This is a genomic window from Streptomyces caniscabiei (assembly GCF_014930365.1).
Taxonomy (GTDB): domain Bacteria; phylum Actinomycetota; class Actinomycetes; order Streptomycetales; family Streptomycetaceae; genus Streptomyces; species Streptomyces caniscabiei.
Genome location: NZ_JABXWI010000003.1, coordinates 222,969 through 246,018, shown reverse-complemented (window position 1 = coordinate 246,018; position 23,050 = coordinate 222,969). Strand labels below are relative to the sequence as shown.

Annotated in this window: 19 protein-coding genes; all 19 read right to left on the bottom strand. The window is 71.8% G+C overall.

What is annotated here, in order from left to right; translation table 11 throughout:
* Positions 1-4 precede the first annotated feature (4 nt).
* Positions 5-919 (bottom strand): ABC transporter permease, encoded by a 915-nt coding sequence (locus tag HW837_RS09430; protein WP_045559781.1) that lies wholly within the window; start codon positions 917-919, stop codon positions 5-7.
* Positions 906-1,694 (bottom strand): ABC transporter ATP-binding protein, encoded by a 789-nt coding sequence (locus tag HW837_RS09425; RefSeq protein ID WP_045559780.1) that lies wholly within the window; start codon positions 1,692-1,694, stop codon positions 906-908. The genes HW837_RS09430 and HW837_RS09425 overlap by 14 nt, the downstream gene beginning before the upstream one ends.
* Positions 1,695-1,730: 36 nt before the next feature.
* Positions 1,731-2,840 carry an aliphatic sulfonate ABC transporter substrate-binding protein gene (locus HW837_RS09420; RefSeq protein ID WP_093789634.1) on the bottom strand — a complete coding sequence of 370 codons (1,110 nt, stop codon included), beginning with the start codon at positions 2,838-2,840 and terminating at the stop codon, positions 1,731-1,733.
* A 219-nt stretch (positions 2,841-3,059) separates the two neighbouring features.
* Positions 3,060-4,394, bottom strand: coding sequence for a sulfate adenylyltransferase subunit 1 (locus HW837_RS09410; protein WP_093789635.1), 1,335 nt, complete (start codon positions 4,392-4,394; stop codon positions 3,060-3,062).
* Between the two features lie 2 nt (positions 4,395-4,396).
* Positions 4,397-5,335, bottom strand: a complete 939-nt coding sequence (gene cysD, locus HW837_RS09405; RefSeq protein ID WP_193381027.1) for a sulfate adenylyltransferase subunit CysD — start codon at positions 5,333-5,335, stop codon at positions 4,397-4,399.
* Positions 5,332-5,877 (bottom strand): adenylyl-sulfate kinase, encoded by a 546-nt coding sequence (gene cysC, locus HW837_RS09400; protein WP_045559776.1) that lies wholly within the window; start codon positions 5,875-5,877, stop codon positions 5,332-5,334. The genes cysD and cysC overlap by 4 nt, the downstream gene beginning before the upstream one ends.
* 74 nt (positions 5,878-5,951) lie before the next feature.
* Entirely contained in the window at positions 5,952-6,722 is a 771-nt protein-coding gene (locus HW837_RS09395; RefSeq protein WP_045559775.1) for a phosphoadenylyl-sulfate reductase, read from the bottom strand.
* Complete coding sequence (locus HW837_RS48495; protein ID WP_078853656.1) at positions 6,719-6,898, bottom strand: hypothetical protein; 180 nt, start codon at positions 6,896-6,898, stop codon at positions 6,719-6,721. The genes HW837_RS09395 and HW837_RS48495 overlap by 4 nt, the downstream gene beginning before the upstream one ends.
* A 103-nt stretch (positions 6,899-7,001) precedes the next feature.
* Positions 7,002-8,693 carry a nitrite/sulfite reductase gene (locus HW837_RS09390; protein ID WP_045559774.1) on the bottom strand — a complete coding sequence of 564 codons (1,692 nt, stop codon included), beginning with the start codon at positions 8,691-8,693 and terminating at the stop codon, positions 7,002-7,004.
* Between the two features lie 170 nt (positions 8,694-8,863).
* Positions 8,864-8,947 carry a putative leader peptide gene (locus HW837_RS49950; protein ID WP_309474722.1) on the bottom strand — a complete coding sequence of 28 codons (84 nt, stop codon included), beginning with the start codon at positions 8,945-8,947 and terminating at the stop codon, positions 8,864-8,866.
* A 92-nt stretch (positions 8,948-9,039) separates the two neighbouring features.
* A complete protein-coding gene (locus HW837_RS09385; RefSeq protein ID WP_093791490.1) occupies positions 9,040-9,621 on the bottom strand; it encodes a GNAT family N-acetyltransferase in 582 nt (193 codons plus the stop codon).
* A 59-nt stretch (positions 9,622-9,680) separates the two neighbouring features.
* Positions 9,681-11,069: a hypothetical protein gene (locus HW837_RS09380; RefSeq protein ID WP_193381026.1), complete on the bottom strand. Its 1,389-nt coding sequence runs from the start codon at positions 11,067-11,069 to the stop codon at positions 9,681-9,683.
* A gap of 191 nt (positions 11,070-11,260) precedes the next feature.
* Positions 11,261-12,589 carry a helix-turn-helix domain-containing protein gene (locus HW837_RS09375; RefSeq protein WP_045559940.1) on the bottom strand — a complete coding sequence of 443 codons (1,329 nt, stop codon included), beginning with the start codon at positions 12,587-12,589 and terminating at the stop codon, positions 11,261-11,263.
* A gap of 388 nt (positions 12,590-12,977) precedes the next feature.
* A complete protein-coding gene (locus HW837_RS09370) occupies positions 12,978-14,621 on the bottom strand; it encodes an acyl-CoA dehydrogenase family protein (protein WP_159040927.1) in 1,644 nt (547 codons plus the stop codon).
* A gap of 97 nt (positions 14,622-14,718) precedes the next feature.
* Entirely contained in the window at positions 14,719-15,753 is a 1,035-nt protein-coding gene (gene sbnA / locus HW837_RS09365; RefSeq protein WP_045559770.1) for a 2,3-diaminopropionate biosynthesis protein SbnA, read from the bottom strand.
* 46 nt (positions 15,754-15,799) lie between these two features.
* The gene (sbnB, locus tag HW837_RS09360) at positions 15,800-16,843 is read right to left on the bottom strand and encodes a 2,3-diaminopropionate biosynthesis protein SbnB (protein ID WP_045559769.1); all 1,044 of its coding nucleotides are present in this window, start codon (positions 16,841-16,843) and stop codon (positions 15,800-15,802) included.
* Complete coding sequence (locus tag HW837_RS09355; protein WP_390623536.1) at positions 16,840-17,949, bottom strand: TauD/TfdA family dioxygenase; 1,110 nt, start codon at positions 17,947-17,949, stop codon at positions 16,840-16,842. The genes sbnB and HW837_RS09355 overlap by 4 nt, the downstream gene beginning before the upstream one ends.
* Entirely contained in the window at positions 17,946-20,501 is a 2,556-nt protein-coding gene (locus HW837_RS09350) for a non-ribosomal peptide synthetase (protein WP_045559767.1), read from the bottom strand. The genes HW837_RS09355 and HW837_RS09350 overlap by 4 nt, the downstream gene beginning before the upstream one ends.
* 14 nt (positions 20,502-20,515) lie before the next feature.
* Complete coding sequence (locus HW837_RS09345) at positions 20,516-23,026, bottom strand: Pls/PosA family non-ribosomal peptide synthetase (protein WP_177262062.1); 2,511 nt, start codon at positions 23,024-23,026, stop codon at positions 20,516-20,518.
* Between the last annotated feature and the right edge of the window lie 24 nt (positions 23,027-23,050).

The following is a 23,050-nucleotide window of genomic DNA, read 5'->3' as shown; positions in this document are numbered from 1 at the left end:
TGGATCAGCTCTTCACCAGCAGGCCGCGGCCGCGCAGGACGCGCCGCTCCAGCGGGCTGAAGATCAGCAGGTCGATGGCGATACCGACCAGCAGGATCAGGAAGATGGCGAGGAACACCGTGGCCATGTCGATGTTGGTGCGGCCGTTCTCCAGCAACTGGCCGAGACCGACACCGAGATCGGGGTGGCTGGCGATGATCTCCGCCGCCATCAGCGAACGCCACGAGAACGCCCAGCCCTGCTTCAGACCGGCCAGATAACCGGGCAGCGCGGCCGGCATCACGATGTGCCAGGCGCCCTGGAGCCCGGTGGCGCCCATGGTGCGGCCCGCCCGCAGATACAGCGGGGGCACCTGGTCGATGCCGGAGACCAGACCGTTGGCGATCGACGGGACCGCGCCGAGCAGGATCACCGTGTACATCATCTGGTCGGTCAGGCCCAGCCAGACGACGGCCGGCGGCACCCACGCCACCGACGGCAGCGACTGCAGACCCGAGAGGATCGGGCCGATCGCCGCCCGCACGAACCGCACCCGGGCGACCAGGATGCCGAGCGGGGTGCCGATCGCCAGCGCGATCAGGAAGCCGAACAGACCCCGCGAGACACTCGTCCAGACGAAGCCGAGCAGCTTGCCTTCCAGCCAGGCCTGCTCCGTCCGGTCCCACACTTCGGACGGCGGGGGCAGCTTGCCCGGGTCGGTGACGATGCCGAACGACACCAGTCCCTGCCACACCGCGAGCACCAGCACGATCGCGGTGATCGGCGGGACGATCTTCTGCCGGAACGTCTGGCTGAAGGGGGTCCGGCCGGCGCCGGGCGTCTCCAGGGCGTCGAGGCCCGCCTCCACCGCCCCGAGCCGGTCCTTGTCGGCGACCGGGGCGTCGATCGTGTCCGTCGCCTTCGTCTCACTGCTGGCCATGACGGCGGATCTCCTCACGAAGGACATCGGTGATCTGCAGGGACAGCTCCGCCACCGGAGCGTCCTCGATACGGCGGGGCTGCGGGATGTCGACCCGCCACTCCCGGGCGATCCGGCCCGGGCGCGAGGACAGCAGCACCACGCGCTGCGCCAGCCGCACCGCCTCGCGCACGTTGTGCGTGACGAACAGGACGGAGAGCTGCGTCTCCTCCCAGATCCGGGCCAGCTCGTCGTGCAGCAGGTCCCGGGTGATCGCGTCGAGCGCCGCGAACGGCTCGTCCATCAGCAGGAGCTTGCTCTCCTGGCCGAGGGCCCGCGCCAGCGCCACCCGCTGACGCATACCGCCGGACAGCTCGTGCACCCGCTTGCCGTACGCGCCCTGCAGCCGGACCAGGGAGAGCAGGTCCTCGGCGCGCTCGCGCCGTTCGTTCTTCGGAACTCCCCTGAGCTTCAGGGCGAGTTCGATGTTCTTGCCCGCGGTCAGCCACGGGAACAGGGCGTGCTCCTGGAACATCAGAGCGGGGCGCCCGTCGGTCGTGATGCTGCCCTGGGACGGGGCGTCGAGCCCCGCCACCAGGTTCAGCAGGGTGGACTTGCCACAGCCCGAGGCCCCCAGGAGGGTGACGAACTCGCCCGGAGCGACATCGAGGGTGATGTCGTCGAGCACGAGCTGCTGCCCGGCCGGACCGGCGAAGGACTTCGATACGTGCTCGATACGGGCTGCGTGCTCGGCGGCGCCGATGCCGTCGGCGGCCTTGGCGAGAGTGGTGGCCATGGTCGTCACCTCCTGGGAACGTGGCGGACTACGCGGTTACTTGACGCCGAGACCGGCGTCGTCGACCTCGGGCTCGCCCTCGGACTTCAGGACCTTGTTGAGGATCGACAGGTCGTAGATGCCGTCGAGCAGCGGGTCCTTCAGCAGGCCGGCCTTGACCGCGTGGTCCGCCTCGGTCTGCAGGGTGGACGCCAGCGGGTCGTTGGTGAACTGGATGGACGTCCACGCCGGGTCGAGGACCTTGGCGTCCAGCGCCTTGCCGGAGTCCTCCTTCAGCCGGGCGTTGGCCGCTTCCTTCGCCTTCTGGGGGTCGGAGCCGATGAAGGCGTTCGTCTTCACCGCGCCCCGCAGCACGGCCTCGACGACCTTGGGGTGCTCCTTGAGGAAGTCCTGCCGCACGATGATGTTCGTGATCACGAACTTCTTGTCCGGCCACAGGTCGGCCTCGTCCAGCAGCACCTTGGCGCCCTCGGCGACCAGCTTGGACGCGGTCGGCTCGGGTACCCAGGCGCCGTCGATGGACCCCGACTTGTAGGCGTCCGGGACGATCTTGTTGTCCGTACGGACGACGGAGACGTCGCCCTTGCCGCTCTCGGCGTCGACCTTCCAGCCCTGCTCGGCGATCCAGTTGAGGAACGCCACGTCCTGCGTGTTGCCGAGCTGCGGCGTCGCGATGTTCTTGCCCTTGACGTCCTTCAAGGACTTGATCTTGTCCGGGTTGACGACGAGCTTCACACCGCCGGAGGCCGAACCGCTGATGATGCGCAGGCCCTTGCCCGCGGACTTGGTGTAGCCGTTGATCGCCGGGGAGGGGCCGATCCAGCCGATGTCGATCGACTTCGAGTTCAGCGCCTCGATCTCGGAGGGGCCGGCGTTGAAGATCGCGTACTCGGCCTTGGTGGCGCCGAGCTCCTTCTGGAGGATGCCCTCCTGGCGGCCGACCAGCGCGGTGGCGTGCGTCAGGTTGCCGAAGTAGCCGATCTTGACGGTGTCGAGGCCCTCGATCTTCTTCGCCCCGGCGGCCACCTTGGCGGTGTCGTCGTCCTTCGCCTGGGAGCCGTAACCGCAGGCGGCGAGAGCGAGAAGGGGAAGGGTCGTGAGGGCCGCGAAAGTGCGCCGGAAGGCGGCAGAGCGGTGTGCAGGCACGGGAGGTGTTCCTCTCGGAGGCCCGGCGGTCACGGTCTCTCAGGTCGTGGCCGGGAGGTCGGGTTTTCGTCTACGGCGGTGGGGGGTGAGGGCGCGCAAGCGGTGCGCGTACGTCATCGCACACATCGCGCCACTCCGCCCTGCCCGCTGCCGAGGGCGCCGCTGCCCACACGGCCGCCCTCCTTCGCGAACGTCGCGTAGAAGTCCTGGGAGTTCATGTCAGAAGTCCCACCCGTCGTCCTCGGACTCGTCCTTGACGGGCTCCGGGGAGGCGAACGACTCGCCGACCATGCCGGCCGTCAGCGTCGTGCCGTCGGACGGGTCGATCAGGATGAAGGAACCGGTGCGGCGGGAGTCGGCGTAGGAGTCGACCGGCAGCGCCTCGGCCGTGCGGACCTTCACCCGGCCGATGTCGTTGGCGACGAGCTGTCCCGGGTGCGGGTGCAGGGACAGGTCGTCGAGCGTCAGCCGGGACGGGATGTCCTTGACGATCGCCTTGACCGTGCGGGTGCCGTGCTTGAGCAGCACCCGGTGGCCCACCGTGAGCGGCTGGTCCGCCACATGGCAGACGGTCGCCTCGATGTCCTGCGTGGTCGCCGGGGCGTCCTTGGTGGGCACGATGAGGTCGCCGCGCGAGATGTCGATGTCGTCCTCCAGCAGGACGGTCACCGACTGGGTGGTCCAGGCGACGTCGACGGGCTCGCCCAGCAGGTCGATGCCGGAGATCTTCGACGTCCGGCCCGACGGCAGCACGGTCACCGACTCACCGACGCGGAACGAACCGGCGGCGATCTGCCCCGCGTAACCACGGTAGTCGGGGTGCTCGGAGGTCTGCGGCCGGATCACGTACTGCACGGGCAGCCGGGCGTGGCAGTGGCTCAGGTCGTGTGCGACCGGCACCGTCTCCAGGTGCTCCAGGACGGTCGGGCCGCCGTACCAGTCCATGTTCGCGGACGGCTCCACCACGTTGTCACCGGCCAGCGCCGAGATCGGGATCGCGGTGATCTCCGGGACGCCCAGCTCGGAGGCGTACGCCGTGAACTCCTCGGCGATGCCCGCGAAGACCTGCTCCTGGTAGGCGACGAGGTCCATCTTGTTCACCGCGAGGACCACGTGCGGCACCCGCAGCAGCGCGGCGATCGCGGCGTGCCGACGGGTCTGCTCGACGACGCCGTTGCGCGCGTCGACCAGGATCACCGTCAGCTCGGCGGTGGAGGCGCCGGTGACCATGTTGCGGGTGTACTGCACATGGCCGGGGGTGTCGGCGAGGATGAAGCGGCGGCGGGGCGTGGCGAAGTAGCGGTAGGCCACGTCGATGGTGATGCCCTGTTCGCGCTCGGCGCGCAGGCCGTCGGTGAGCAGGGCGAGGTCGGGGCCTTCCTGGCCACGGCTGGCGGACACCCGTTCCACGGCCTCCAGTTGGTCGGTGAGGACCGACTTGGAGTCGTGCAGCAGCCGTCCGACCAGGGTGGACTTGCCGTCGTCGACGGAACCCGCGGTGGCGAACCGCAGCAGCGTGGTGGCCGAGAGCTCCTCGGCGGTGATGGTGCTCATGCCTAGAAGTACCCCTCGCGCTTACGGTCTTCCATCGCGGCCTCGGACATCTTGTCGTCGGCGCGGGTCGCGCCCCGTTCGGTGAGCCGGGAGGCGGCGATCTCGGTGATCACGGCGTCCAGCGTGGTCGCGTCGGAGTCGACGGCGCCCGTGCAGGACATGTCACCCACGGTCCGGTAGCGGACGAGGCGCTTCTCGACGCTCTCGCCGTCCTTGGGGCCGCCCCACTCGCCGGCGGTCAGCCACATCCCGGCCCGCCGGAACACCTCGCGCTCGTGCGCGAAGTAGATCTCCGGCAGCTCGATGCCCTCGCGGGCGATGTACTGCCAGACGTCCAGCTCGGTCCAGTTGGAGAGCGGGAAGACCCGGACGTGCTCGCCGGGCGCGTGGCGGCCGTTGTAGAGGTTCCACAGTTCGGGGCGCTGGCGGCGCGGGTCCCACTGGGAGAACTCGTCCCGCAGCGAGAACACCCGCTCCTTGGCGCGCGCCTTCTCCTCGTCGCGTCGGCCACCGCCGAAGACGGCGTCGAACTTCTCCGCCTGGATCTTCTCGGTGAGCGGCACGGTCTGAAGGGGGTTGCGGGTGCCGTCCGGGCGCTCCTTGAGGACCCCGCGGTCGATGTAGTCCTGGACGGAGGCCACGTGCAGCCGCAGTCCGTGCTCGGCGACCGTGCGGTCGCGGTATTCGAGGACCTCGGGGAAGTTGTGTCCGGTGTCCACGTGCAGCAGGGAGAAGGGGACCGCGGCGGGCGCGAAGGCCTTCAGCGCCAGGTGCAGCATGACGATGGAGTCCTTGCCGCCGGAGAAGAGGATCACCGGCCGCTCGAACTCGCCCGCGACCTCGCGGAAGATGTGGACGGCCTCGGACTCCAGCGCGTCCAGGTGCGACAGCGTGTACGGGGTGCCGGTCTCCCCGGAGACGGCGGCGACGGTCGTCGTCATGCCAGACCCCTCTCGGTGAGCAGCTGGTGGACCAGCGCCGCGGACTCCTGGACCGTCTGGTCCTGCGACTCGATGCGCAGGTCCGGGGTCTCGGGGGCCTCGTACGGGTCGTCGACCCCGGTCAGCCCGGAGATCTCACCTGCGGCCTGCTTGGCGTACAGACCCTTCACATCGCGTACGGAGCAGACCTCGACCGGCGTCGCCACATGCACCTCGACATACGCGGCACCGCTCGCCGCGTGGCGCTTGCGGACCGCCTCGCGGCTGTCGGCGTACGGCGCGATGACCGGCACGAGCGCCTTGACGCCGTTGCGGGCGAGCAGGTCGGCGAGGAAGCCGATGCGCTGCACGTTGGTGTGCCGGTCGGCGCGGCTGAAGCCGAGGTCCGCGGTGAGGAACTCACGGATCTCGTCGCCGTCGAGGACCTCCACGAGGTGGCCCTCCGCGCGCAGGCGGCCCGCGAGTTCGTGGGCGATGGTGGTCTTGCCGGCGCTCGGCAGACCCGTGAGCCAGACGGTGGCTCCGGTGGCTCCGGTCGTCACTGGGTTCTCCTGGTTCGTCGCGGGAGCACGGCCCGTCCCGGGGCCGGTGTTCCCGACGGTCTCGGCTGTCTCGGTCACAGGTGCAGCCCGCACTCGGTCTTGGTGTTGCCCGCCCAGCGGCCCGCCCGCGCGTCCTCGCCGGGGGCCACCCGCCGGGTGCAGGGGGCGCAGCCCACGGAGGTGTAGCCGTCCATGAGCAGGGGGTTGGTGAGCACGCCGTGCTCGGCCACGTACGCGTCCACGTCGTCCTGCGTCCAGCGGGCGATCGGGGAGATCTTGACCTTGCCGCGCTTCTCGTCCCAGCCGACGACCGGGGTGTTCGCCCGGGACGCGGACTCGTCGCGGCGCAGTCCGGTGGCCCACGCGTCGAAGCGGGTCAGGCCCTCCTCCAGCGGCTTGACCTTCCGCAGGAAGCAGCACAGGTCGGGGTCGCGGTCGTGCAGCTCGGGCCCGTACTCGGCGTCCTGCTCGGCGACCGTCTGCCGCGGGGTGATCGTGATGACGTTGACGTCCATCACGGCCTCGACGGCGTCCCGGGTGCCGATGGTCTCCGGGAAGTGGTAGCCGGTGTCCAGGAACACGACGTCGACGCCGGGCCTGGCCCGGGAGGCGAGGTGCGCGACGACCGCGTCCTCCATGGAGGAGGTCACGCAGAAACGCTTGCCGAAGGTGTCCACGGCCCACTGGAGGATCTCCAGGGCCGAGGCGTCCTCCAGGTCACGGCCGGCCTGCTCGGCGAGCGCCTTGAGTTCGGCGCGCTTCGCCGCGTCCGGGTCGGTCGCCTCCTGATCGGCCGCGTCCGTCTGGGACGCGGATGTATCGGAATCCGCCTGAACGGCAGTCATATCTGATCCCCTCCGCTGTCGGCTCGTTGCAGCCCCCGGGACAACAACCCCAGGAACTTCAACTGGAAGGCTCGATTGCACGCCCCGCATTCCCACGCCCCGTGACCTTCTTCGCTGGGGCGCAGGTCCTCGTCACCGCAGTAGGGGCAGTAGAACGGCGCGGCTCGCTCGCTCATCGGTCCCGCCCCCCGTCCGTGCGCACGCGGGTGACGACGGCGCCGATCACCGCGCCGGCGCCGGCGCACATGAGGACGCTCATGACCGCGGTCATGAAGAAGCTCACGACAGCGCCTCCTCGGAAGCGCGGGTGACCCAGGCGGCGAAGCGCTCGCCGTCCTCGCGCTCCTCCTGGAAGCGCTTGAGCACGCGCTCGACGTAGTCGGGGAGGTCGTCGGCGGTGACCTTCAGACCGCGCACCTTGCGGCCGAAGCCGGCCTCCAGGCCGAGCGCGCCGCCCAGGTGCACCTGGTAGCCCTCCACCTGCTCGCCCTGGTCGTCGAGCATGAGCTGGCCCTTGAGGCCGATGTCCGCCACCTGGATACGCGCGCAGGCGTTCGGGCAGCCGTTGATGTTGATGGTGATCGGCTCGTCGAAGTCCGGGATCCGGCGCTCCAGTTCGTCGATCAGCTGGGAGCCGCGCGCCTTGGTCTCGACGATGGCGAGCTTGCAGTACTCGATGCCGGTGCAGGCCATCGTGCCGCGCCGGAACGGCGACGGGTTGACGGTGAGGTCCAGTGCCTCCAGGCCGGCGACGAGCGAGTCGACCTGCTCCTCGGTGACGTCGAGCACGATCATCTTCTGCTCGACGGTGGTGCGGACCCGCCCGGAGCCGTGCGCCTCGGCGAGGTCGGCGATCTTCGTCAGCGTGGTGCCGTCCACCCGGCCGACGCGCGGGGCGAACCCGACGTAGTAGCGGCCGTCGTTCTGCTGGTGGACGCCCACGTGGTCACGCCAGCGGGCCACCGGCTGGTCGGGGGCGGGGCCGTCGACCAGCTTCCGCTTCAGGTACTCGTCCTCCAGGACCTGGCGGAACTTCTCCGTGCCCCAGTCGGCGAGCAGGAACTTCAGCCGGGCGCGGGTGCGCAGCCGCCGGTAGCCGTAGTCACGGAAGATCGAGATGACGCCCTCGTAGACGTCGGCGACCTCGTCCAGCGGGACCCAGGCGCCGAGCCGCTGCCCGATCTTGGGGTTGGTGGAGAGACCGCCGCCGACCCAGAGGTCGAAGCCGGGGCCGTGCTCGGGGTGGCGGACCCCGACGAAGGCGATGTCGTTGATCTCGTGCGCCACGTCGAGCAGCGGCGAACCGGAGATCGCGGACTTGAACTTGCGGGGCAGGTTCGAGAAGGCGGGGTTGCCGATGATCCGCCGGCTGATCTCCTCCATCGCGGGTGTGCCGTCGATGATCTCGTCGGCGGCGATCCCGGCGACGGGTGAGCCGATGATCACACGGGGGGTGTCACCGCAGGCCTCGGTGGTGGACAGACCGACGGCCTCCAGCCGCTCCCAGATCTCCGGCACGTCCTCGACGCGGATCCAGTGGTACTGCACGTTCTGCCGGTCGGTGATGTCGGCCGTGCCGCGCGCGAACTCCTGCGAGATCTCGCCGATCACCCGCAGCTGCCGGGTGGTCAGCCGACCGCCGTCGATGCGCACCCGCAGCATGAAGTACTTGTCGTCCAGCTCCTCCGGCTCCAGGATCGCGGTCTTGCCGCCGTCGATGCCGGGCTTGCGCTGGGTGTACAGGCCCCACCAGCGCATACGGCCGCGCAGGTCGTTGGGGTCGATGGAGTCGAAACCGCGCTTGGAGTAGATCGTCTCAATGCGTGTCCGCACATTGAGACCGTCGTCGTCCTTCTTGAACTGCTCGTTGCCGTTCAGCGGGGTGAAGTGACCCGCGGCCCACTGGCCCTCGCCACGGTGACGGCTCACCTTGCGGCGGGGCGTGGCGGGGTTCTGCGGGGTGGCGGCCATGGTGTGTATGTCCTTCGGGAAAGGCGTTGGAATCGGCTCTGACCCGCGCTTGCGCGCGCATGCGGGCACACGCGGGCAGCGTGTGCGACGCCTGCGCGTCCTTGCGCGGGCTGAAACAGAGGAGGGTGCGGCGCTGTCGCCCGGGGTCGTCCAACCCCTCGCGGTCGGGCTCAGCTCACCGGACAGATGGCGCTGGACATGCGGCCGAGGTCGACGTGCCGCCGACTCACCAAGGCAATTCCAGTTCCAGACATGACGGAAGCGTGGCACGCCTCTTTAGACCGAGTCCACCGTCATCCACATTCCGGACAAGGATGTCTCGCATCGTGAGACGATGTGATGTGGGTCATGGTGTGGACGGGGCCGCGCCGGGCCAGGGCCCCGGCGCCGTCGCGTCGGGCTCCTCCGTCACCTTCGTGTCGAACAGGGCGAAACCCCGCCGCAAGTAGTTCGCCATCGCGTGCTCCCCGTCCCGGGAGCAGGTGTGCAGCCAGACCCGCTTGGTCGGCGGCAGCCCCGGCCACCGTTCGGCGAGGTCCCAGGCGCGGGCGGTCCCGTACGACAGCAGATGTCCGCCGATGCGCCGCCCCCGGAACCCCGGGATCAGCCCGAAGTAGACGATCTCCACGACCCCGCCGTCCTGCGGCTCCATCTCCACATAACCGGCGGGCGTGCCCCGGTCGTAGGCGACCCAGGTCTCCACGCCCGGCCGCTCCAGGTGCTCCCGCCACCGCTCGTACGACCACGACAGCCGGTCGATCCACAGGACGTCCCCGCCGACCGAGGCGTACAGGAAGCGGCTGAACTCGGGGGAGGGGACCTCGGCGCGCACGACACGGACGTCGTCGCCCTCGGGCGCCGCGGCGGGAAGCAGATCGCTCGGCGAGGTCTGCTCCAGGGACCAGGTGGTGACGGTACTGCTGCTCATGGGCCCAGGGAATCACGCACCCCGCCCCGCCTCCAAGGCCGGGCCGGGGTGCCCGGGTCCTAGTCGAGCGTGTCGTCGATGTCCGACAGTTTCGCCGCGTACAGCACGCGTTCCGGGATGGGGGTGGTGAGGGTCCAGAGCTCGTCCGTCTCCGGTGAGTAGGAGAGGGAGGTGGTGTGGCGTCCCCAGCAGGCGTCCGACCGTAGGTCCGACCGCACGTCCGCGCGGTCCGCCGTGCATGTCGCGGCCTCGGCGCCGTCCTCGTCCTGCCGCCAGAGCGTGCCGTGGCTCTCGCTCTCCTCGGCGGCCTGGTCGACGTACCAGTTCCCCTGGTGGGCGAGGACACCCCGGACCCCGGAGGCCTCCGTCTCGTACGCCTCGGTGGCGACCGCCTCGCTCCGGCGGCCCGTGGTGGTGAGCAGGCCGGTGCGGTCGCCGGTGAGGTCGAGGGCGTAGCGCCAGACGCGGGCGGGCCGCTCGCCGCCCGGCCGGGAGCGCTCGCTCGCGACGACGCTCGGCGGGGTCGACGTCCGGTCCAGGGAGAGCGAGCCCAGACAGGGCACCCCGTCGCCGTTCCGTGTGTCGCAGCCGCCGCCCGCCGCCGGGGTGTAGGAGGCGACCGCCGGCAGCGCGTACCGGTAGTGGTGGGCCGACCAGCCCTCGCCCGACCTGCCGATCGCCTCGCTGTCGGTCACGTCGGCGCGGAGGAAGCGGGCCAGGTCGAACACGTACAGGGAGTCGTCCTGCTCGCCCCGGCTCCCCGGGCCCCGGGCGGTGACGATCAGCTTGTCCTCGTACCAGGCCATACCGCCGAGCCGGGCGCGCAGCCGCTCGAAGCCCCGCTGGTCGGCCGTCGGCACGACCAGCAGGACCCAGCGGTACCTCAGGTCCGACGGATCGCGGGCGTCGACGAACGCGACCCTGGCGAGCCCCGCGTCGTCGGCGCCTGAGGCCACCGAGCCGTCGGCGCGGACGCGGCCCTCGGCGCCGCTGTGCGTCCAGCCGGACGCGATGACCCGGTTGTCCCGCGAGGTGGTGACCGAGCGGGGGACCCACCGGTCGTCGACCGCGTCACCCGGCTCCCAGCAGTACGCCCGCACCGCCGCCGGCTCCACGGGCAGATTGTCCTTCTCGGTGCTGAAGCAGTCGGCCTCGGTGCGCATCGCGTGGTTCGCGCTGCCCAGCACCTCGTCGAGCCCGGCCCCGCCGCCCGTCTCGTCGGCGAGGGCGCGCAGCCCGGCGCCGTCGGTCAGGGTCTCCCGCAGCTGGAGCGCGCGCAGCTCACCGGAGGAGGTGATCGAGGAGAGGGCGCCCGGCGTCTCGCCGCCCGCCGCCTGCGACGTGCTGATCAGGGTGGCGGCCGCCGTGAGCGCCAGCGCGGTCCCCGCCAGGGACGCGCGCAGCGCACGCCCCCTTCTGCGTCGTCGGTGCCTGCCGCGGTGCTTCATCAAACCTCCCGGGGACGGCCAACTGCTCACCGAGAACAAGATCTTGACGGAGAGGCAGGTGGGGCGGCCTGGCAGCGATGCTACGTCAGTGGGACACGTGTCACGCCGAGGTCCCGGGAAATACAGGGAGATCCCTCACCCCGGGGCCATGATCCGTTCACCGGTACGAGGACGGCATGTTCGGCGGGGGCTCACAGGTTCGGCCCGGCCCGCTCGTGCCCCGAAGGCCCGTCCGCCCGCGGGAGGCCACCCGGCGCACCGCCCCGCGACCGCACCACCCCCGGCGCCACCGAGTGCGGCAGCAGGTCCAACGGCGTCTCGGGGAACAGGACTTCGACCTCGGCACGCTCGGTGAAACGGTACGGCCGGTGATCGAGGAAGGCACCGAGATAACGGCGCACCCGGGACATCTCCGCCCGGACCGTGACCGTGCGCGCGGGGTCGCCGAACATGTCGTCGGCGAGGGCGGAGGCGCTGCGCCCGCCCCGGTGCAGGGCGAGCAGGTACAGCAGTTCGGCGTGGCGGGGGGTCAGCTCATGGGTCCAGGAGCCCGCGCAGCCGGCCACGGTGACGGTCCAACTGCGCGGGTGGGAGACGTCGAGGGTGATGTGCGTCGCGGTCGAGGCGGACGCGGGCTCCGCCGCGGGCCGTATCAACCAGCCCGCGGGCAGCGGCTCGACGGTGCACGGACCGAGCGCCGGCAGCCGGCAGCGGCCGGGGGAGAGGGACTTGGGCAGGGCCACCCGGCTGGTGTACGGCATGCCGGTGACCGCGGCCGTCCAGCCGTCCCGGTCGACGGCGATCGCGCGGCCCCCGATGCGGGCCAGCACCGGGGCCGCCACCGCCCGCAGATGTTCGAGCGAGGCGAGGTGCAGCTCCCGCAGATGCGCCTGGGCGAGTTTGGCGACCGAGTCGACGAGCGCGAGCGTGGACGGGTGCAGCGTCTCCAGGGGGCCGCTGACGTCGACCGCGCCGAGGAGACGGCCGTCGCGGGGATCGACGATGGGGGCGCCCGTGCAGGTCCACGGGTGCAGGGCGCGCACGAAGTGCTCGGCGGAGAACACCTGGACGGCGCGGCGGGAGACCAGGGGCGTGCCGACGCCGTTGGTGCCGACGGTCTCCTCGCGCCAGTCCGAGCCGATCCCGAGCCCGTGCCCGTCGGCCTTGCGCAGCACGGCCGTACTGCCCTCGCGCCACAGCACCCGGGCGTCGGCGTCCGCGACCATCATGATGTGCTGCGTGGTGTCCGCCAGCGACAACAGCCCCTCGCGGAGCACCGGCAGGACATGACGCAGCGGTGAGGTCCGGCGGCGGCGCTCGACCTCGTCGCGGCCGAGGAGGTCGGACCGGAAGTCGTGGTCGGGGTCGACGCCGCCGCTCACCATGCGTCCCCAGGACTCCCGGATCGCGGGGCGCGGGGCGGGTTTCGACGGCCGTCCGTCGAGAGTGGACGCGCGCATCTCGCCGAGGACCCGGGCCGCCCGGGCGGCGTCCGTGGCGGTCAGCCGCGTGACTTCCATCGGCGAGTGCGGCACACGTTCCTCCCCGGCGGGCCGGTCCGCGTCCCGGCCCCTGGTGGCCGTGGACATCGGGATCCGCGCGACGGTGTTGACTGCGGGTTCGACTGCGGGTCTCCCAGTGTGCCGCTCTTCGGCCACGGAAGGGCGGCCTCCGGCCACAGAGCGCGGATCGGTTGCAACCCCCTGCAACCCTGGCGGACCGGCCCGTGCTCCTTGAAACTTGTTCAACGTCGCCCGGTGCGGCGTCCGCGCTCCGCTCCGAGGGGCCACAGAACCGGGGGTGGTGCCGTGTCGGCGCAGCACCATCCCCGCCTCGGACGGCCCGGTCGCACCACTCGAAAGAGGGGGCGCCCGCCGCGCGCAGGGGGGTCCCCCGTACGGCTGCGGCTCAGCTCACCGGACGCGCCCGGGTCACCACCGAGGCCAGATCCAGGGTGTGCGGCAGCGTGCCGAACGCCGCGCCCCAGTCGCCGCCGAGCCGGGAGGCGCAGAAGGCGTCGGCGACCGCCGGCGGCGCGAACCGCGTGAGGAGCGCGCCCTGGAGGACGAGCGCCAGCCGTTCCACGAGCCGGCGCGCGCGGGCCTCGATGCCGTCCAGATCCGCGAGTTCGGTCAGCACGCCCTTGATCGCGCCGTCGAGCCGGTGGTCGGCGCCCCGCGCCCGGCCCACCTCCCGCAAGTAGGCGTCCAGGGCCTGCGGTTCGCGCTGGAGGGCGCGCAGCACATCGAGCGCCTGCACGTTCCCGGCGCCCTCCCAGACGGAGTTGAGCGGGGACTCGCGCACCAGGCGCGGCATGCCGGACTCCTCGACATAGCCGTTCCCGCCCAGGCACTCGGAGGCCTCCACCACCAGCGGGGCACAGCGCTTGGTGACCCAGTACTTGGCGACCGGCACCGCGAGCCGCAAGAACGAACGTTCGTATCCGTCGCCCGCCTCGGCCGCGTCGTACGCCGCCGCCAGCCGCATCGCCAGCGTCGTCGCCGCCTCCGACTCCAGCGCCAGATCGGCCAGCACATTGCGCATCAGCGGCTTGTCGACCAGCCGCCCGCCGAACGCCTCCCGGTGGGAGCAGTGATGCACCGCCTGCGCCACCGCCTGCCGCATCAACGAGGCCGCGCCCAGGGCGCAGTCCAGCCGGGTGGCCGCCACCATCCCGATGATGGTGCGCACCCCGCTCCCCTCGTCCCCGACCCGGCGCGCCCACGTCCCGTCGAACTCCACCTCGGCGGAGGCGTTGGACCGGTTGCCCAGCTTCTCCTTCAGCCGCTGGATGCGGAACACGTTCCGCGAGCCGTCCGCAAGCACCCGGGGCACCAGGAAACACGTCAGCCCGCCCGGGGCCTGCGCCAGCACCAGGAACCCGTCCGACATCGGCGCCGAGCAGAACCACTTGTGGCCCGTCAGCTCGTACGTCCCGTCCTCGGCCAGCGGCCGCGCCACGCTGGTGTTGGCCCGTACGTCGCTGCCGCCCTGCTTCTCGGTCATGCCCATCCCGAACAGGGCGCCGGCCTTCTGGCCGGCGGGCCGCATGTCCCAGTCGTAGAGCCGCGACGTCAGCCGGGGCTCCCACTCGGCGGCCAGCGCGGGGTCGGTGCGCAGGGCCGGCACCGCCGCGTGGGTCATGGACAGCGGGCAGCCGTTGCCGGCCTCGACCTGGGTCCAGACGACGAACGCCGCCGCCCGCCGCACATGACCGCCGGGCCGGTTCCAGGCCGCCGTCAGCCCCGCCGACACCCCCTTGCCGAGCAGCCGGTGCCAGGACGGATGGAACTCCACCTCGTCCACCCGGTTTCCGTACCGGTCGTACGCCCGCAGTTTCGGCGGGTTCTCGTCGGCGAGCCGCCCCCACTCCTGCACCTGCCGGGAGCCCGCCGTACGGCCGAACCCGGTGAGTTCGTCCCGTGCCTCCGCCAGGACCTCCGGCGCCAGATGCCGCTCGACCGCCTCCGCGAGCACCTTGTCGGCGGTGAAGACGTCATAGTCCACCAGGGGCGGAGCCTGATTGGTCACTTCGTGGGTGCTGGATGCCATATCCGGAACGTACCCCTCGATATCGCGTCGTCACGATGACGCTCGCGGGTGTCCGGCGCCGGAGCGGAGCGTCCGGCGCCGGATCGGGCGGAGCGGTTCAGACGGGCGCCGCCAGCTCGCCCGTCCCCAGGTCGCCCGTGCCGAACTCCTCCTCCGGGTCGAGTTCCGGGGCGAGTTCCGGGTCGAGCACGCCCTCCCCGTACTGTTCCAGCGGCCAGCCCGGCCGGTAGATCGTGTCGAGGTAGCGTTCGCCGAGGTCGGGGGAGATCGCCACCGCCGTGGTGTCGGGCGAGCCGTTGCGGGCCAGCCACTCGGCGGCACCGCTGACCACCGTGCCCGTGGAGCCCCCGAAGAGGAAACCCCGGCGGGCCATGCGGTGACAGGCGCGCACGGTGTCGATCTCCTCCACGCGGACGACGTCGTCGACGTAGGACGCGTCGAGGAGCGGCGGCGTCACGCTGGTGCCGAGCCCCGGGATCATCCGGCGGCCCGGCGCCCCGCCGAACGCGACCGAGCCGACGCTGTCCACGGCCACGATCCGCACCCGGCGCCGCCGCTCCCAGAACCACTGGGCGCAGCCCATCAGCGTCCCCGAGGTGCCGACCCCCACGAACAGCACGTCCAGCCGCGGGAACTGCCGGGCGACGGCGGGCGCGGTGGTGCGGTAGTGCGCCTGCCAGTTCGCCTCGTTGGTGTACTGGTCCAGCCACACGTACCGCGGGTCGGTGGCGCACAGCGCGCGGACGTACGAGATCCGCGCCCCCAGGAAACCGCCGTGCGGGTCCGGCTCGGAGATGACGTGCACCCGGCTGCCCAGCGCCTCGATCACGCGCCGGGTCTGCGGATTGCACCGGGAGTCGGTCACGCACAGGAACCGGTAGCCCCGGCTCGCCGCGATCATGCTCAGCGCGACGCCCAGATTGCCGGACGAGGACTCCACGAGCGTCGAGCCGGGCCCGAGCCGTCCCTCCCGTTCGGCGGCCCGCACCATCTCGGACGCGGCCTTGAGCTTGATCGAGCCGGCGAAGTTGAACCCCTCGCACTTCAGGAAGAGCCCGTGTCCGACGACCTGGCGCAGATCGACGTACAGCTCCTCCTCGTTGAAGTCCGTGGGAACGGATATGACTGGCACCGCTGCCCCCCTGGTTGTGCGATGTCGTACGCGCTGCGTCCGGCGGTCAGCCGTGGCGGCGCAGCTCGTGGAAGAAGTCGTCCACGACCCGCAGTCCGCCGGAGCGGGCCACTTCCTCGTGGACATGGGCGCCGACCGCGAGGTCCAGGACCCCGAGGCCGAAGGGCGAGAAGACCACCGGACGGTCCGCCGGCACGGTCGCCCGGCCGGTGAGGACGTCATGGAGCGTTCCGTCGAGGAAGTCCCGTGCTCCGGTGAGCTGTTCGGTCAGGTGCGGTGACGTGTTCGCCTTGAGGCAGTGCTCGACGTCGTCGACGAAGTTCGCCGACGCGAGCAGCACCTCGGGCGCGAGATCGCGCAGCGACACATGCAGCACCAGGGGGTTGTGGGCGAACCACTTCGGCTCGTGGAGGTGCGGTTCGCCCGCGATCGTCGCGAGGACCACCAGGTCGCTCGCCCGGATCACGTCCTCGGCGTCGTCGTACACGGTCACCCGCCCGTCCGCCCCGGACCGCTCCAGGTAGCCCCGGAAGCCGGTCGCGCTCTCCGCGGCCAGGTCGTGCACCCCCACCTCCTCGAACGCGAAGCCGGTCGCCGCGAGGAACGTGTGGATGTACCGGGCGATCAGACCCGTGCCGAGGAAACCGACCCGGACCGGGCGCGGCGCCCCCCGGCGCGCGTCGCTCAGCCGGTCGGCCGCCAGCGCCGCCGACGCCGCCGTCCGGGTCGCGCTGATGACCGAGGCCTCCAGACACGCGAACGGATAGCCGGTGGCGTGGTCGTTGAGGATCAGCACGGCGGACGCGCGCGGCAGCCCGGACGCCGTGTTCTCCGGGAAGCTGGAGATCCACTTCAGGCCGTCCACCTGGAACCTCCCGCCCAGCGAGGCGGGCAGCGCGATGATCCGCGAGGAGGGGCGGTCGGGGAAGCGGAGGAAGTACGACGGCGGGTTGACCGTGTCGCCCGACTCCCCGTCGCCGTGCAGCAGATAGACGGACTCGACCAGTTCGACGATCTCCCGTTCGCGGCCCCGCAGGGCCTGCTGCACCTGGGCGCCGGAGATCACGGCGAAACCCGGAACCTCGGTCATCGGAAGCTCACCTCGTCCTTCGTTTCGGAGTGCCGCAGGGAGTGGCCGGCCGGCCGGACCGGGTCCGCCAGCCCCACCAGCACCTCGCGCGGGCCCTCGAACGGCTCACGGCTGTGGGCGCAGCGGATGTTGTCCACGAGCAGCAGGTCGCCCGGCCGCCACGGCGTGCGCACGGTGTGCGTCTCGTAGACCTCGTTGAGCGTCGCCACGACCTCGGCGCCGATCGGATCGCCGTCGCCGTAACGGGTGTTGAAGGGCAGGCCGTCGGCCCCGTACATGTCCACCAGGTACTCGCGGACCTCGGGGTCCATGGTCCATTCGTTGAGGAACGCGATCTGGTTGAACCAGCAGCGGCGGCCGGTCACCGGATGCCGGAGCACGGCGGGGCGCCGCTGCCGGGTGTGCAGCGAGCCGTCGGGCCGCCAGGCGAACTCGATCGCGTGCGCCCGGCAGTACGCCTCGACGACCGTCCGGTCGGCGGTGCCGAACGCCTCGGCGACCGACGCGCCGATCTCGTCGTTGTACGAGCGGGTGAGCAGCCAGCCCTCTTGCTCGAAGCGCCCGGTCAACTCCGGCGGCAGTGCGGCGAGTACGGCCTCGGCATCGGCGACCCCGGTCGCGCCGCCCCGCTCGGCGGCCTCCAGGCAGGCGAAGAGCAGCAGGCCGGGGACGTCCAGCGCGTAGCTCGACTCGTGGTGCATGCACATCGGCTGGTTCGGCGGCCAGGCCGTCGAGGAGTGCACGCCGTCCGCGTACGTCCGGCGCGGCGCGAAGGCCTCCCTCTCGGTGGTCAGTGTGTCGGCCACCTGGTGGAAGACGGTGCCCGCCTCGGCCGCGTCGCGCAGTCCGAGGCCGCGCACGAGCAGCGAGCCGTGCTCGGCGACGGCGGCCCGCAGGGCGCCCCGGTGACCGGCCACCCACCGGGCGGCGGGCTCGGCGGGCGACACGGCGAGGAACGGCGGCCTGTCGGTGGAGAGTTCGATGGGGAGGTCGGTGAACAGGCCGAGGTCCGGCTGCGCGGGGGCGGCCGGGGCCGATGCCGGCGTCGTCTCCGTGTCCCCGCGGCCGCGGCGCGCTCCGCCGCGTCGACGGCTCAGAAAGCTCACGACTGCCTCCCCACGGTGTCGGCGGCGGAGCGCGGCGTCCCGTCGCCGGTCGCCGCCCCCGCCCTCGTGTCGATCAGCCCGGCCAGCCCGGCCAGGGTCGGATGCGCGGTCACGTCCTTGGGCGACACCACCCGGTCCAGGGCGATCGCCAGTTTCACCGCCGACAGCGAGGTGCCGCCCCGGTCGAAGAAGTGGTCGTGCCGCCCGATCCGGACCCTCGGCACCCCGAGCACCTCGGCCCACACGGCGGCCAGCCGTTCCTCCGTCGGGGTGGCCGCGCGCTGCCCCGACCCGCCCCGCACCGCGTCGAGTTCCTCGGTCAGCGCGGTCAGCGCCCGCCGGTCGACCTTGCCGTTGGCGGTCAGCGGCAGGCTCTCCCGCCAGTGGAACACCGACGGCACCATGTACGCCGGCAGCGACGCCGCCAGCCGGTCCCGCAGCGCCTCCGCCGCGAGCGGCCGGCCCGAGTGGAAGGCCACCAGGTGCGCGTCCCGGGCGACCACCACCGCGCCGTCCCGTACGCCCGCGACCTTGAGCAGGGCGTTCTCCACCTCGCCGATCTCGATGCGGAACCCGCGCACCTTGACCTGGGTGTCCCGGCGGCCCAGGAATTCCAGCTTGCCGTCCGGCCGCCAGCGCCCGTGGTCCCCGCTGCGGTAGAGCCGCTCACCGGGCCGGTACGGATCGGTGGTGAACGCCCGCGCCGTGCGCTCCGGATCGTTGACGTACCCGCGCCCCACGCACACCCCGGAGAAGACGATCTCCCCCGGCGCGCCCAGCGGCACGAGCGAGAGGTGCTCGTCGACGACGTACACCCGGACGTTCCGGACGGGACGGCCGAGCGGCACCCGGTCCCCCTCCGGCGCGCGGTCCATCACCTCGTGGTTGGTGTCGTCCGAGGTCTCCGTCAGCCCGTAGGCGTTGACCAGCGGAACCCCCGGCTCGGTGGCGAACCAGCGCTCCGCCAGCTCCTTCTTCAGCGCCTCCCCGGTGACCGACACCCGGCGCAGGTCGGGCAGTTCGCGGGGGTGGGCCTCCAGATGGGAGAGGACCGCTTCGAGGTACGACGGCACCACCTGGACCACGTTCGCCCGGCCGTCCGCGATCCGGTCGACGAACCGCTCGACGTCCAGGATCACCTCCTGTTCCACGAGCAGGGTCCGCCCGCCGGCCAGGGGCCCGGCCAGCAGCTGCCACAGGGAGATGTCGAAGCACTGGGGCGCGGTCTGCGCGACCACGTCCCCCTCGCCGATGCCGAGGTCGTCGAGCTTGGCGTGCAGGTGGTTGACCATCCCCGCGTGCTCGCACATCGCGCCCTTGGGCTCGCCCGTGGAACCGGACGTGAAGTAGATGTACGCCAGCCGGTCCGGGCCGATCTCCAGGCCGAGGTCGGCGTCCGGGTGGGCCTCGTCGTACGCGTCCTCGACCAGCAGCCGCCGCACCCCGGGCAGGCCGGCCAGGGCCCGGTCCAGCGTGGCGGTGCTGCCCTGCTCGGTGAGCACCAGCTCGCAGCCGGCGCGGGCGAGGGTGGTGGCGACCCGCTCGGCGGGGAAGTGCGGCTCGACGGGCAGATAGACGCCGCCGGCCTTGAACACCGCGAGGACGGCCGCCATCCAGTCCAGGGTGCGCTCGGTCACCACGGCGACGACGCCCTCGTGGCCGAGGCCCCGGACCAGCAGGGCCCGACCGAGCTGATTGGCGCGGGAGTTGAGCTCGCGGTACGTCCAGTGCCGGTCGCCGTGGACGGCGGCGACCGCGTCCGGGTGCGCCACCACCCGCTGCTCGAACAGCTCGTGCACCCGGCGGTCGGGCAGTTCGCGGCATGGTCCGGCCAACCCGTCGAGCTGGAGGCGGAGTTCGCTGTCCGACACCAGGCTCCGCCGGCCCTGCTCGGCGTCCGGTTCGGTGGCGAGCCGGGTGAGCGCGGCGATGTGGTACCCGGCGATCCGGGCGGCGGCGTCCTCGTCGAGCACGTCCGTGCGGTACCGCAGCCGCAGCGCCGGACCGTCGTCCCGGTGCACCGGTCCGACCCGCAGGACCACGCCCTCGTCGAGGTCGCCTTCGCCCCCGTCCATGTCGAGCACGGTCTCGAACGGCGGTTCCTCCAGGCCCAGTTCGTGCCGCAGCGCGGCCACCGGGAACCCGGCGTGCGTCAGCAGCCCGGCGGTGGCCCGGCGGGTGTGCTCCCGCAGGGCGCGCCAGGTGTCCTGGGGCGCGGCGGTGAGCCGGCAGGGCAACAGCCGGCCGTCCGCCGGCAGGCCGGTGGTGACCTCGGACTCGCCCGACAGGGCGGCGAGCACCCTGGCGTGCGCGGCGAGCAACGCGATCGCGCCGTCCGCCGCCGCGCTGCCCGCCGCAGTGCCGTCCGCCGCCGTGCTGTGCTCAGCCGTGCCGCCCGCTGTCGTCAACAGGCCTTTCGGCAGCGGTATTTCGTGGGTGGCGACCCCTTTCGCCGGGGCGGCGCTCCACCGCGGTATCGCGGTCCGCCCCCCGGCGGTGAGCACCTCGTGCCAGTACGTCCGGGCAGCGTCGCCCGGCTTCGACCGTTCCATGTTCTTCCCCCGATTCACCGTGTTCCGGTGGTCTCCGTCGCCGGGTTCCCGCCCCAGCGCGCGTGCGGCGGCACCTGCTCGCCCTTCATCAGGAAGGAGTCGGGCGCCAGCACGGCCCCCTCGCCCAGCGTCACGCCGTAGTGGACGAACGCCTGGACCTCCAGCGTGCTGCCGGCGCCGATCGTGACGTGGTCGGACTTGAAGGTGCCGTCCTCCTGCGAGTGCGCCTGGATCTTGCTGCCGGCGGCGAGCGTGCAGTCGTCCCCGACCGCCGTCAGCGTCCGCTCGGTGATGTAGACCCCGTCGTCGAAGACCCGGCGCCCGATCCGGACCCCCAGCAGCCGCCAGACGAGGTTCTTGTACGGGGTGCCGTTGAGCACCTCCAAGTGCTGGTCCGGCAGCTTCCACAGCCGCTCCTGCCGCCAGAAGACGGGGTCGTAGATGGAGCACAGCCGGGGTCGCAGCGGACGGAAGCCGGTCAGGGACCGCTCCACCAGCGCGTAGTAGAGGACGGTGAGGACCAGGGCCGCCAGGGGCAGCGCGGCGAGCGCGAGCGGTGCGGCCGGGCCGTCCCCGTGGCCGTACAGGTCGTAGGCCGCGAAGCCGAGGACGGTGAGGGCGAAGGCGTGCAGCCAGCGCAGGAACAGGAACAGGGCCATAGAGCGCAGGTTGAAGCGGTTCTTCGCGGCGAGCCTGCGGCGCAGCTCCGCGCCCTCGCGCAGATGGTCGAAGCGGCTGTCGCGCTCGACGGAGCGGGGGATCTCGAAGGGCGGTGAGCCGAGCAGCCCGACGCCTTCGCGGATCTCGCCGTCGAGGGGCACCAGCACCTTGGTGGCCAGCAGACAGTTCTCGCCGGTCCGGCCGCCGACCGGGTAGGCGATGGCGTTGCCCAGGAAGTTGTGGCCGCCGATCGCGGTCCGGGAGACCCGGAAGGACGTGCCGGAGTAGTCCGCGTTCATGACCGAGAGGCCGTCGGCGACCATCGTGCCGCTGCCGACCGTCACCAGGTACGGCGTCTCGTGCCGCACCTCGGTGCCGAAGTTGGAGCCGGTCTGCTCGACGCGCGAGAGGTCGTATCCGAGGGCCGTGAGGCAGGGGACGATGTACGAGCTGTCGCCGCACAGCCAGGTGAAGAGCTTGAGGTTGGTCAGACGGCTGATCGTGCGGTGCACCGAGTAGTGGAAGCCGTACAGCGGATAGACGCGGTCGGGTTTCACCAGCGGGCGCAGCAGCCGCGGTACGACGAACACCATGACCGCCGTGACGAGGATCGAGCCCACGAACAGCGCGAGCGACAGGGCCATCGCCTCGACGTAGAAGCGCGCGGAGGTGGTGTGCCGCGACGTCGGGTCGAGCAGGGTGTCCAGCTCGGGCGCGACGGTGAGCAGCAGATAGGCGCCGCCGACGGTCAGCGGCACGTACAGCAGCAGGGTCTGGAGCAGGGCCGCGAGGCCGTATCCGGCCCGGCGCAGGGTGCCGCCGGGGAGCGGGGGGACCCGGACGTGGTCCACGTCGGTGGGGCGGGCGGGTGAGCCGTGCCAGCTCTCGCCCGCCGGGACGGACTCGCCGTCGCGCAGCGCGGAGGAGTGGCCTAGCTGGGAGCCGTCGCCCAGGGCGGTGCCGATGTCGAGGACGGTGTGCTCGCCGACGAAGGCGTCCCGGCCGAGGGTGACGGGTCCGGTGCGGATGCGCCCGGCGCGCGCCCGGTAGCAGAGGAAGTAGGAGTCCCTGCGGACGATCGTGCCCGCGCCGATGGTCAGCAGGTCGGTGCAGACCGGGACGGTGCGGCTGAGGATCGTGACGCCCGGTCCGATGCGGGCGCCGAGGGCCCGCAGGTACAGCACGTACAGCGGGTTGCCGACGAACAGGACCATCGGGCTGGTGCGCAGCAGTGCCTTGACGAGCCAGAACCGCAGATACGCGAGGCCCCACACGGGGAACTCCACCGGCTTCCACCGCCCGACCAGCAGCCACTTGGCGGCGACCGGGAGGGCGCACAGGGCCAGGAAGGCGAGCGAGCCGAAGACGGCCGAGCGCAGATAGACCTCGGCCATGCCGGAGGCGTCCGCCACCCACTCGTACCCCTGTACGTATCCGGAGGTGGCGAGCAGGCAGTACCCGGCGAAGAGGAGCAATTGCAGCACCCCGCACAGGACATAGCGGAACGTGCTGACCGGCCGGACGCTCTCGGCGGGATCCGGCGGGGCGGCCGGGGGGCGGGGTGCCTCGGTCAGTGCGGCGGCGAGGCCGCGGATCGTCGGGTGGGCGTAGACGTCCCGGATGGATACGGACGGCAGTTCGGGGTGCTTCCTGACGCGGGCACAGAAATGCGCCATCGTCAGCGAGTTGGCACCGAGGTCGTCGAAGAAATGGCTTTCTGCGGGCACGTGTTCGACGTGTGTGACGCCCGCCAGGACTTCGGCGAGGAGTCGCTCGACGGCGGTGTACGATTCCGCCGCGTCCGGCTCGGCCCCCTGGACCTCGCCCGGTTTTTCCACCACGGGTCGTGGCGCTGGCAATGTCATTGAATTTCTCCGCGACAGGTATTG